This window comes from Acinetobacter sp. 22301, assembly GCF_052045285.1.
GTDB lineage: Bacteria > Pseudomonadota > Gammaproteobacteria > Pseudomonadales > Moraxellaceae > Acinetobacter > Acinetobacter pittii.
This window is the reverse complement of record NZ_JBQEOR010000020.1, coordinates 18533-29557: the sequence shown is the minus strand read 5'-3', so window position 1 is coordinate 29557 and position 11025 is coordinate 18533. Positions and strand designations below refer to the sequence as shown.

The 11025-nt window shown below is 37.3% G+C and carries 12 protein-coding genes; 8 read left to right on the top strand and 4 right to left on the bottom strand.

The window, feature by feature from the left end; all coding sequences use genetic code 11:
• Positions 1 to 255: 255 nt before the first annotated feature.
• The 3 genes from ACTJJH_RS18180 to ACTJJH_RS18170 are packed head-to-tail and all read left to right on the top strand — an operon-like array spanning position 256 to position 2482.
• Positions 256 to 759, top strand: coding sequence for a YfiR family protein (locus ACTJJH_RS18180; RefSeq protein WP_002117836.1), 504 nt, complete (start codon positions 256 to 258; stop codon positions 757 to 759).
• 5 nt (positions 760 to 764) lie between these two features.
• Positions 765 to 1988, top strand: a complete 1224-nt coding sequence (locus tag ACTJJH_RS18175) for a diguanylate cyclase domain-containing protein (protein WP_005065229.1) — start codon at positions 765 to 767, stop codon at positions 1986 to 1988.
• 14 nt (positions 1989 to 2002) lie between these two features.
• Complete coding sequence (locus tag ACTJJH_RS18170; protein ID WP_002117846.1) at positions 2003 to 2482, top strand: OmpA family protein; 480 nt, start codon at positions 2003 to 2005, stop codon at positions 2480 to 2482.
• A gap of 50 nt (positions 2483 to 2532) precedes the next feature.
• Here ACTJJH_RS18170 and ACTJJH_RS18165 read toward each other — a convergent pair whose 3' ends face one another.
• A complete protein-coding gene (locus tag ACTJJH_RS18165) occupies positions 2533 to 3543 on the bottom strand; it encodes a metallophosphoesterase (protein ID WP_057068141.1) in 1011 nt (336 codons plus the stop codon).
• A gap of 106 nt (positions 3544 to 3649) precedes the next feature.
• Here ACTJJH_RS18165 and ACTJJH_RS18160 point away from each other — a divergent pair, with 106 nt between their 5' ends.
• Positions 3650 to 5275 (top strand): phospholipase D family protein, encoded by a 1626-nt coding sequence (locus ACTJJH_RS18160; protein ID WP_002117884.1) that lies wholly within the window; start codon positions 3650 to 3652, stop codon positions 5273 to 5275.
• On the opposite strand, the gene ACTJJH_RS18155 is transcribed toward ACTJJH_RS18160, so the two are convergent.
• Complete coding sequence (locus ACTJJH_RS18155) at positions 5276 to 6085, bottom strand: lysophospholipid acyltransferase family protein (protein ID WP_005804926.1); 810 nt, start codon at positions 6083 to 6085, stop codon at positions 5276 to 5278. It lies immediately after the preceding gene.
• A gap of 218 nt (positions 6086 to 6303) precedes the next feature.
• On the opposite strand from ACTJJH_RS18155, the gene hflX reads away from it, so the two are divergent.
• From hflX to ACTJJH_RS18135, 4 genes are all read left to right on the top strand, one after another.
• On the top strand, positions 6304 to 7647 hold the full coding sequence (gene hflX / locus ACTJJH_RS18150) for a ribosome rescue GTPase HflX (RefSeq protein WP_032007485.1): 1344 nt from the start codon (positions 6304 to 6306) through the stop codon (positions 7645 to 7647).
• 34 nt (positions 7648 to 7681) lie between these two features.
• Positions 7682 to 8053, top strand: a complete 372-nt coding sequence (locus tag ACTJJH_RS18145) for a hypothetical protein (RefSeq protein WP_002117849.1) — start codon at positions 7682 to 7684, stop codon at positions 8051 to 8053.
• Positions 8054 to 8063: 10 nt separating this feature from the next.
• The gene (locus ACTJJH_RS18140) at positions 8064 to 8738 is read left to right on the top strand and encodes an LrgB family protein (RefSeq protein ID WP_017398704.1); all 675 of its coding nucleotides are present in this window, start codon (positions 8064 to 8066) and stop codon (positions 8736 to 8738) included.
• A gap of 82 nt (positions 8739 to 8820) precedes the next feature.
• Positions 8821 to 9264 (top strand): DUF2147 domain-containing protein, encoded by a 444-nt coding sequence (locus ACTJJH_RS18135; RefSeq protein ID WP_002117847.1) that lies wholly within the window; start codon positions 8821 to 8823, stop codon positions 9262 to 9264.
• A 92-nt stretch (positions 9265 to 9356) separates the two neighbouring features.
• Here the strand turns inward: ACTJJH_RS18135 and ACTJJH_RS18130 are convergent, their stop codons facing one another.
• A complete protein-coding gene (locus tag ACTJJH_RS18130; RefSeq protein WP_440601554.1) occupies positions 9357 to 10199 on the bottom strand; it encodes a symmetrical bis(5'-nucleosyl)-tetraphosphatase in 843 nt (280 codons plus the stop codon).
• Complete coding sequence (gene rsmA, locus ACTJJH_RS18125) at positions 10200 to 11012, bottom strand: 16S rRNA (adenine(1518)-N(6)/adenine(1519)-N(6))-dimethyltransferase RsmA (RefSeq protein ID WP_005065242.1); 813 nt, start codon at positions 11010 to 11012, stop codon at positions 10200 to 10202.
• Positions 11013 to 11025 lie beyond the last annotated feature (13 nt).

The following is an 11025-nucleotide window of genomic DNA, read 5'->3' as shown; positions in this document are numbered from 1 at the left end:
ATCAAATTCATCACTTAAAGCAACCAACTCAATTCCAAGTAACTGTTTTTCAACAAGTTTCTATCTGCATCACCGCCGATGGATGTGCATTATAGACCATTAACTTACCTTTGCAACCCCTTTTTTAAATCAATATCATCAACTGGACAATTTTTAAGCTTTTTGCTCACTTTTAGATGAGATATTAAACTTTTTTTACGTTATCAACTTCATGTAGAATAGATTATTCGTGCAATAGTTTGGCATTAACTCACCATGTGGCAGTTCGCTAAAAAAGTATTTGTTTGCATACTTGTAGTGCTTGCTACGAGTGGGCCTTGTTATGCCAATTCAAAACATAATTTCTATGTACTTACTTTATCTATCCTAAGCTACAGTAAGTGGGAGAATGTAAATACTCCTACTCTTTGTGTAATTGATAACCCTTCTATTACATCTACTTTTCAATCTTACATCCAGCAAATGTCTTATAATTATCGTGTTCAAACTGTAAATGCGAAAGATTTTGCTCGGTCACATTGTCAGGCTGTCTATTTTTCTAGTACTTCTCCGCAGCAACAACAAAACCTTATTCAAAACTATCCTTATCATTCTTTACTTTCTTTAAGTATTAATAATTCAGAGTGCGAGATAGGAAGTATCTTTTGTTTATATACTCAGAATAATTACACTACCTTTAAAGTTAACTTAGATGCTTTAAGTCACTCCAAAGTCCATATTGATCCGAGAGTATTACTCTTGGCTAAGAATGCGGAGTAAGGATCATGATATCAAAGTTGTATCAGTCCACTTCACTACACGCATTATTTAGAAAATCTCAATTTACTATTTTTGCTATTACTTTTTTTATTTGCTCTTTTACGTTTGTCTCAATTTCCGTTTTTACTATGGAAACTTATGCCAAACAGAATTTGCAATTGCTTAGTCATACTCTATTAGAGCGTATTCAGCCTGCAGTCGTGTTTAATGATAAAATTACAATAGAGCAGATTTTGAATGAATATACGAATGATCATTCAATTCGTACTATTCATATTTATGATTCAGAACATCATCTGATCGCCCAAAGTTTTAAATTATCAAGTCAAACTTCAATTTTAGAAGGCTGGTTTGATCACTGGTTTTTAAATGAGCCTGTTCATCTTACAATTTATCATCATGAACAAAATGTAGGTGAACTCACACTTTTTGGTAGCTCTGAAAAAATATTGCAGTTCCTCAAAATGATTATGGTAGGGCTTGCGATTGCAATGTTGTTTATTGTTTGCGCTTTATGGTGGTCAGTGAACTTAACTTATCGTCAAATTATGCAGGCTATTTACCCACTTACTAATATTGCTCAAATTGTAAGTGAACAAAAAGCTTATAATCTTCGTTTTCCTTATAACCGAATTAAAGAATTTCAAGATTTAAATACCGTTTTTAACGAGTTACTTGAAGAAATTCAAATATGGGATAACCAGCTACAAAAGGAAAATCGTAAATTATCCTTTCAGGCTCATCACGACCAGCTCACCTTATTACCTAATAGACATTATTTTTACCAAATCCTTTTAGACATGTTTGAAGATAAAGGGTTTGATAATAAGTCTGCATTATTATTTATAGATAACAATAACTTCAAAGCAATTAATGACCAATTTGGCCATTTAGCTGGCGATGAAGTTTTAAAAGAAATGGCGAATCGCCTGCAAACTCGTTTGCGTCATCAAGATTTTATTGCAAGGTTAGGTGGTGATGAATTTGCTGTCATTTTGCATTCCATTAGTCATGCTGATCATTTAATATCTATTGCTGAAAATTTACTCGAAAGCTGTAAAGAACCTTTGCATCTAAATGGTCAAACCATTTACTTCAGTTTCAGTGTAGGTATTGCTTTATCACAATTTGCATCTAGCCCCGAAGATTTCATTATGCAAGCAGATCAAGCAATGTATAAGGCTAAAAATTCGGATGAACACTGGTTTATCTATAAACCTGAAAATTAAATTTAGGCTAATCTATGAATACAAGATCTTTAAAACTCTCTTTTATTGCATTGCTATGCATTACTCTTGCAGGGTGCCTGAGTTTTGGTCCATTAAAATATCGTCAAGTAAAATTGCTCAAAAAAGAAGGTTTCGTTCTTACTGATGAAGGCTGGACTTTAGGTTTACCAGAACGCTTATTATTTGACTTTAATAATGCGCAGTTAAAACAAAGTCATGAAGCTGAGTTAGTACGTCTAGCAAATCAATTGAATAAATATGACCTGAATAAATTGAAAATTGTTGGTCATACTGATGATGTTGGTGATGCTACATATAACCAAAAGTTATCTGAAGAGCGTGCTCAAAGTGTGGCAAACCTTTTCTTAACACGTGGATTTAAAAAAGAAAACATCTACGTAATTGGTCGTGGTTCAACACAACCTTATGTGCCAAATACAACCAATGAAAACCGTGCGATTAACCGACGTGTTGCGATTGTCGTTATTCCATAAGTAGATTTAACTCATAAAAAAGCCAATCCTCTGTGATTGGCTTTTTTATTTTAAACTAGCTCAATAATATCAATGGTTGGTGGCACTCTGAAACGCAAAGGAATTCCAACCATTCCTGTGCCAACGGTAACAAAGACATCCGCATGCTCATGAGAGTAGAAACCGCGCTTATGACCTAAAATTGATACTTTTTTCATAATATAGTTAGTCAACCATGGAAGCTCTACCTGCCCTCCATGTGTATGTCCAGATAACATTAATGGTCGATTCGGCAATTTAGGCACCATATCTACGGTATCGGGGTTATGGGACAAAATTAACCACGGCTTGTCTTGCGGTAAATCTGGCATAGAACGCATATCGGTTTTGCCTGCCCACAGGTCACCAATGCCAATCAAACGAAATTCTTCAAAATCAACAATCTTACCTTCAATATCAATAACTTCATTATAAAACAGGGCATCTTTTAATAGTTGCTGAATCGGTGGGCCAGGATATTGCTCATCATGATTTCCAGGAACCGAATATACAGGTGCCTGAATTTCTTTTAAAACACTTAACTCTTCAATCAGTCTATCTTCTGGCTCATATGTCCAATCACCAGCGACAACCACTAAATCAGGTTGCTGTTCATTTAATTTTCTAACTATGGTTTTGAGCTGGCGTTCATGCCCTGAAAATAAACCAATATGTAAATCTGCAATTAAGGCTACTTTTACTGGCTTGTCAAAACTACGATCCGGGTTTAAGCGATATTGATGAATATCGACACGCACTAAATGAGGTTCAATAAATCGGGCATAAATTAACACGCCACTTAAGAAAAAGATGAAAATACCTTGATGAATTGAGTAGTAACCAATCCAAGCAGCATATAAATTAAAAAACCAGAGAGGAATAAGTAGATAAGAGAGATAAAATGCGAGTAGATGTACAAAAGCTTTAAATGGATGAATCGTCTCAGTTCGTGATTGATGAATCCAAGCCTCAGAAATCCCCCATAGAGCAAGTATTGAAAAAATAAAGTAAAAACAAAAAATGATTGAATTTGGATTCCACATTACGACTCTCGACTTATCTTATATTGATTGCTAGTAATCAAATTCAATATTTATCTTTCAATATGCACGAATTATACTCTAGCTCACCTTATCGTATGTACTGATTATGGCACAATCCTTTCCCTCCAAACAGCTTCAAACGAATCAACAAGCTAAAGGCTTTTTGATAAAAGCCTCTATAGTCCTATGTTCAAGTTTTGCTGTGGGTTTGACAGGATGTAGTACTCTGCCAAAACATGGTGTTGAGCCTGTGCAATATGCAAAGGACATTGATACCTCTGAGACTTCACTTGCCAAAATTATTACACCTTTACGCCAGCAAAATCCAAAGTTAACGGGTTTCCATGTTCTAAATGATCCTCTGGAGGCTCTCGCGGCTCGACTTAGATTAATTGATAAAGCCGAAAAGACTTTAGATTTACAATATTACATTTGGGATAATGACAAAGTTGGTGCTTTAGCCTTGCACGCGATTATTCGTGCAGCTGATCGAGGTGTAAAAGTCCGACTTCTTATTGATGACAATAATGCAAAAAAAATGGAAGGGATTTTACTGGCCCTTTCTCAGCATAAAAATATTGAAGTTAAGCTTTTTAATCCCTACCGTTTCCGCAAATACCGTGCGATGGATATGGTGCTGGATTTAAAACGTATTAATCGTCGTATGCACAATAAAAGTTTTATTGCCGACAATGAGGTTGCTCTTATTGGCGGACGCAATATGACCAATCAATATTACAATGTAAGCGATAGCTATCAGTTTTCTGATGTCGATGTAATGTTGGTAGGCGCTGCTGTTGATGATATCGTAAATTCGTTTGATGATTACTGGAATCATGAATATGCATATTCGGTTCAAAGTATCGTAAGCCCTGAGCAGCACCGTTTACGCTATGAAGGCTTAAAAGAACAGCTTGAAGCACACTATCAACAAGCTACCGTTCAAAACTTTTTAAACTTAACCGCAAAATCCCATGCATTTGATCAATGGCTAAATCATAATATTCAATTCGATTGGGTCAAAGCAGAAGTGGTAAAAGACTCACCTGATAAAATCAAATCGAAAGCTAAGAAGGAAGAACATCTCAACTTCCAATTAATTAATCATTTGGAAAAACCAGAAAGTAACGTTGACTTAATCTCTGCTTATTTTATTCCTGAAAAACAAGGTGCCAAGATTTTAAGCACGCTTGCCAAAGAAGGTGTTGAGGTTCGAGTTTTAACGAATTCTTTTAAAGCGAATGACGTTGCTGTTGTACATGCCTTTTATGGGAAATATCGTAAAGAACTGCTTAAAAACGGCGTACAACTTTATGAATTTTTACCGACACCAGATAAAAGAGATTTAAATAAAAATACAGATGAGCTTGCTACTAAAGCTAAAGTAAACATGAAAGGATTAAGCCGCTCAAGTTTGCATACTAAACTTATGGCATTAGATGAACAGGTTTTTATTGGTTCATTTAACTTTGATCCGCGCTCGGCTTACTTAAATACTGAAATTGGTGTGATTTTAGATAGCCCATCGCTGGCTAAGACGATTCACCATACAATGGATGAAAATTTAAATAAGTATGCTTATAAATTAAAGCTCGACACTAACAATCATATTTATTGGCAGCAAGAAACTCCAAATGGTCCTGTAATTTATAGACAGGAACCTGAGATGAAATGGTGGCAAAAAGCAGGCATGAAGTTTCTTTCATGGCTGCCACTTGAAGGATTTATGTAATTAGTTTTTTGGCTTAAGTACTTTCTGATGTAGTTGAGCCAAACCTTCCACCATTTTTTCTTGAACTTCGCGCGTTAAACTTTTGACGTCATGCCCTTCCACTGAAATAGGAGGCAAAGTTAACAGATGAGCTGTTACTTTAGGCATTTCAAGTACACGTTGAATATGTTCGGCAAATGTCATGTCACCAATGAATGGCGCAACTGTATCTAATTGCCCATCGCGGTTTACATAACAAATCAAACAAACCTGTACTGGACGCTGTGCTTCAATCGCTGCCCCCAGTAATCGCCCATGAACTTTTTTAACAGAATGTCCATCTGTAGTTGTGGCCTCAGGGAAAAATAATACGGGAATATTCTGTTTTAAAAATTCAGCAATTTGTTCACGAATTCTGACGGAATCGCCAGATCCGCGCTTAATAAATAACGTTCCACCACTTTTGGCTAAATTTCCAAGAATAGGCCAATTTTCAATTTCAGCTTTAGCCAGAAAGAAAACTCGCGCACCTGAACCTAGAACTGCAACATCTAGCCAAGAAATATGATTACTTACCCATAAAGCTGGTTCTCTAGGAATTGTGCCATGTACTTCTATATCTAAATTAAAAACCTGACATAAACGGCGGCAAAAGTATTGGACATAACGTGTATTAACAGGATTATTAGGATCTTTATAAAGCCCATGTCGATAAACTAGATAGAAACCTTCACTAATTGCGGCCGTGGCAGAAGTGACCTTTTTTCCGTATAAACCTATTTTTGATAATTTCTTTAACGTTGAATTAACTATACTTTGCGTTTGAGCCATAAAATTTCACTAACGATTAATCATTGTTATACCCATCTCAAGTTATTCTATACGTTTCGTAATAAACTTGCATTGACGTTAAAGAACGGCAAATAAAATAAATCTGAACATTAGACTAATCTCATATAACTAATCTAAAGGATGAGAACAAACGCTTTCCCCTTTTGCTTAAGTTTCCTCTAGAATAAAGTTTTCCCATTTTCAGGATTTATAGCCACGTGGAATATGTTGATCGGCATCAAGGCGGTGAACGCACAATCTTAGTGAGTGTTTCTGTACAATTATTAGATGATCTGGATGCCGAAGAGTTTGCTCTACTTGCACAGTCTGCTGGTGCAGATATCCTTGAACATGTTAAGGTTCAGCGTAATAAGCCTAATCCTAAATTTTTTATTGGCTCAGGCAAAGTCGAAGAAATTGCAGAGCAAGTTCAGGAGCTAGAAGCGAGTCTGGTTATTTTTGACCACGCGTTATCACCTGCTCAAGAACGAAATCTAGAAAGAATATTAAAATGCCGAGTTATTGACCGCACAGGCTTAATTTTAGATATTTTTGCGCTGCGTGCCCGTACGCATGAAGGTAAGTTACAGGTCGAACTTGCTCAGCTTAAACATTTATCTACTCGTCTTATTCGTGGTTGGTCTGCCGACTTTGAACAACAAAAAGGTGGTATCGGCTTACGTGGCCCTGGTGAAACACAACTAGAGACAGATCGCCGTCTCATTCGTGTTCGTATTACCCAATTAAAAGATAAATTAGACAAAGTCCAACAGACTCGTATGCAAGGGCGTGCTGCAAGACAAAAGGCAGCTATTCCAACAGTTTCATTAGTAGGTTATACCAACGCTGGTAAATCGACTTTATTTAATATTTTAGCTAATAGTGATGTCTACGCAGCTGATCAACTGTTTGCAACACTCGATCCAACCCTACGCCGTTTAGACTGGGATGGTATCGGTACTGTTGTGCTAGCAGACACAGTAGGTTTTGTACGAAACTTACAGCATGATTTGGTTGAATCATTTAAAGCAACACTTGAAGAAACACTAGAAGCGACCCTTTTACTGCATGTTATTGATAGTAGTAGCCACGACATGCTTGACCAAATTGAAGCGGTTGAAGGCGTATTAAAAGACATTGGTGCTGATGCTCCCGTACTTCGGGTATACAACAAAATTGATCTAAGTGGTGAAGAGGCCAAAATTATTTATGCCGAACCACATGTACCAGATCGAGTTTATGTTTCAGCTCATTCTGGTCAAGGTCTAGAGTTGCTCCAAAAAGCAGTACAAGAATGCTTAATGGGCCAAATTCAAAAGTTTTCACTCGTGCTTAAGCCTGCTTATGGCAAATTACGTACTCAACTTTATGCCTTAAATGTTATTGAGTCTGAACATTATGATGATGCAGGCTTATTACATATTGACGTGAAGATTGCACCACATAAGTTAGAAAAGCTTATTCGCCAAGCAAAACTGCCCTTAGATGAAATCTTGGGAGAACACGCGAGTCAATTTAAGCGCCCCTTGGAAGAGTTTGAAATCAAGGGCGATATCAGTTAAAACTTGATAAGTAAACTTTTAGAGATAAAAAAATATGGATAAGATCAAAAGTATAGACTGGACAGCATGGGTAATTACATTACTACTCATTATTGGTTTTCGTGAAGGCTCTGTCGTTGTCATGCGTGCTTTTGGTCATCCAGAATTAGGTAATCTGGTCGGTTTAATCAGCTTACTTATTATTTTACTGATTTGGAGAAAGTTTAAAAAAATTCCACTTCGAATAGTAGATACCAATAATAAAATCATGAAAGAAAGTGGATTCGCGTTTTTACCTATCTGTGCAGGTTCATTAATTATGCTGGTACATATGGGTAAGGAAATTCCATTATTTCTTTTTGTTTTAGTGGTCAGTACCCTTATACCTTTGTGGGTCTATGCAAAAATGGCAAAACGTTGGTTATAAGGAGAATAAAATGTTTACGATTTTCTACGGATTTTTGATCACACTCATTGGTTATCTGTGTGCAAAGCCTTTAAACCGACGTTTCCCGCAAATTCCACTTTTAGTTTTCGGCATGTTCATTGTAATTGGCTTACTTTCAGTTTTGCATGTGCCATATGAGCAGTATCGTCTTTATGTGAATGACTTATTTGGCCATCTATTAGGTTATGTCACTGTAGCCTTAGCCATTCCTTTAGCTGCAATGCGTTACGATGATCTTCCAATTAAATCGGTCATTGGTATTTTACTTTTTGCAAGTATTAGCGCCGTTGCTCTACCTATGGGGCTGGCTTATTTGTTACATATGTCTGAACCCACCATTCTTGCATTTGCCACCCGTGCAGTAACTACTCCAATTGCTCTGAATATTGCAACGTTATTGCATGCCCCTGAAACCTTGGTAACTCTCATTGTTATTTTATCTGGGGTAATTGGCGCGGCATTTTCACCATTTTTACTTAAACATATTCATGATGAGAGAGCATCAGGTTTAGCCTTAGGTTTAGCTGCACATGCCATCGGAACAGCTCAAGCTTGGCAACGCGGACCAGTTGCAGGTCGTTACGCTGCATTTGGTATGGCATTGAATGGTGTATTTACTGCAATTTGGCTACCAACATTAATGTTGTCTTTTGGAACACCATAATTAAGAAGTTGATTAAATAAACATTGAACGGTCTATCAATTCCAAATAAGATGACCTTTCAAAGTTAAAAGGATTTTTAATTATGGGGAAAATTTTTATTGGAGCTCTGCTCTTATTGGGGATTAATACTGCTACATTCGCAGCAGATATTACAGGTCTCTGGCAAACAATTGATGATAAGACAGGTGCTCCTAAAGCACAGGTAGAAATACGAAAAGAAGCGAACGGGACATATGCTGGGAAAATTATCAAAGTAACGCCACGCCCAGGTTATACGCCTAAAGAAATTTGTGATAATTGCCCTGCGCCATATACCAATAAACCGATTTTAGGTCTGGATATCGCAACTGGTTTAAAACAGGTAGATGGACTGAACTATACTGGCGGTAAAATTTTAGATCCAAATACTGGCAAAGTTTACGGACTTAAAGCAAAACTTAGTTCAACTGGCAAACGCTTACATATGCGCGGTTATCTCGGAGTTTCAGCTTTAGGGCGTAATCAAATCTGGATTCGAGTAGAATAATAGTTCCTAATAAAAAAGCCGCTTCTGCGGCTTTTTTATTTTTAGCTCAGCTACAAGCTTCATCTTGCACTCATAGAAAAACATTGCTTTTCTTATATTTGCACAGGATTTTCAACAGAAAAAATTTCTTTGTCTTCAAGTCGATAAGCCATTAATTTTCTGCCCCAAACACAGCCACCATCGATATTCTGGATCTGCTTATTAATAGTTCGGCCCTCGAGCGCAGCCCAATGACCAAAAATAATCTGATGAGTTTGTGCGGCTTTACTCGGAAATTCAAACCAAGGTAAATAACCATCCGGCATTGGTGCATCCAAAGAATCTTTAAAACTAAACTCTAAAGCCCCTTCGGCATTCGTTAAACGCATGCGAGTCAAATAATTGGTAATACAACGTAAACGCGCAGAACCAGTTAGGTTATCTTCCCACAAATCTGGTTTAGAACCATACATGTCTGCTAAAAAAGCATCCAATACAGATAAATCTTCGTTTGCGAGTACAGCCTCAACCTCTTTTGCCAACGTTACAGTTTTTTGCGCATCCCAAATACAAGGTATGCCAGCATGAGTTAGGATCGTATGCTCGTTTGGCAATAAACATAATGGCTGTTTACGTAACCAATCGATTAACTCATCACCATCAATAGCATCAATAACGTCTTGGGTACGATCTTTTTCTTTAATCTCTTTTAAACCACGCGCACCCGCAATTAAAGTCAGGTCATGATTTCCAAGTACAGTTGCAGCAGCTCCACGATCAGCAAGCTTTTTAATAAAACGTAATGCCCCTACCGAGTTTTCACCACGTGCGACTAAATCACCAGCAAACCATAAAAAGTCTTGATCTGGATCAAAACGTATTTCTTTAAGCAAGGCTTTTAGAGCTTCAAAACACCCCTGTACATCACCAATAACATAGTTAAAACGCTTAGTCATTTACGCCACCATTTGATCGGCTAAAGCAACAAATTGGGCAAGTGTTAAGGTCTCTGGACGAGCCATTGGATCAACACCAGCTTTTTCAAAGCCATCTTCTGCAATCATACCTTTAAGACTGTTTCTTAATGTTTTGCGGCGCTGAGTAAATACATGGGCAACCAGTCGAGCTAAAGCTTTTTCATCTTTTGCTGTAATTGGCTTTTGATCATAAGGAACAAGGCGGAAAACCGCACTCGTTACTTTAGGTGGTGGGTTAAAAGCACCAGCCGGCACTTCAAATAAAAATGTTGGTTGACAGTAATATTGAATCATTACTGACAAGCGTCCATATTCTTTTGTATTCGGTTCAGCAGTAATACGGTCAACCACCTCTTTTTGCAGCATAAAGTGCATATCTTTAACTTTGCTGCCAAATTCCAAGAGATGAAAGAGTAATGGGGTTGAAATGTTATAAGGTAAGTTACCGACTACACGTAATGGTCGGCCATCTTTTACCAGTTCGCTAAAGTCATATTTTAATGCGTCAGCTTCTATAATCGTCAAACGTTCAGGATGTGGAACACGTTCTGGTAGCCCAGCAGCTAAGTCACGATCTAGCTCCACTACTGTTAATGCATCACATTCCCCAATTAAAGGAGATGTTAAGGCAGCTAAACCAGGTCCAATCTCGACAATATTGTCGCCTGTACGCGGACTTACAGAGCGCACAATTTTGGCAATGACTCGTTGATCATGTAAGAAGTTTTGACCAAAACGTTTACGAGCTTTATGCCCTTCATCTTTCGGGTTTAGGGCATTAATTTGATACATAGAACATTTCCAA

Excerpts from the sequence above, each read along its gene's own strand:
- ACTJJH_RS18180 (WP_002117836.1), top strand. The coding sequence starts at position 256 with ATGTGGCAGTTCGCTAAAAAAGTATTTGTTTGCATACTTGTAGTGCTT.
- ACTJJH_RS18175 (WP_005065229.1), top strand. The coding sequence starts at position 765 with ATGATATCAAAGTTGTATCAGTCCACTTCACTACACGCATTATTTAGA.
- ACTJJH_RS18170 (WP_002117846.1), top strand. The coding sequence starts at position 2,003 with ATGAATACAAGATCTTTAAAACTCTCTTTTATTGCATTGCTATGCATT.
- ACTJJH_RS18165 (WP_057068141.1), bottom strand. The coding sequence starts at position 3,543 with ATGTGGAATCCAAATTCAATCATTTTTTGTTTTTACTTTATTTTTTCA.
- ACTJJH_RS18160 (WP_002117884.1), top strand. The coding sequence starts at position 3,650 with ATGGCACAATCCTTTCCCTCCAAACAGCTTCAAACGAATCAACAAGCT.
- ACTJJH_RS18155 (WP_005804926.1), bottom strand. The coding sequence starts at position 6,085 with ATGGCTCAAACGCAAAGTATAGTTAATTCAACGTTAAAGAAATTATCA.
- ACTJJH_RS18145 (WP_002117849.1), top strand. The coding sequence starts at position 7,682 with ATGGATAAGATCAAAAGTATAGACTGGACAGCATGGGTAATTACATTA.
- ACTJJH_RS18140 (WP_017398704.1), top strand. The coding sequence starts at position 8,064 with ATGTTTACGATTTTCTACGGATTTTTGATCACACTCATTGGTTATCTG.
- ACTJJH_RS18135 (WP_002117847.1), top strand. The coding sequence starts at position 8,821 with ATGGGGAAAATTTTTATTGGAGCTCTGCTCTTATTGGGGATTAATACT.
- ACTJJH_RS18130 (WP_440601554.1), bottom strand. The coding sequence starts at position 10,199 with ATGACTAAGCGTTTTAACTATGTTATTGGTGATGTACAGGGGTGTTTT.
- rsmA (WP_005065242.1), bottom strand. The coding sequence starts at position 11,012 with ATGTATCAAATTAATGCCCTAAACCCGAAAGATGAAGGGCATAAAGCT.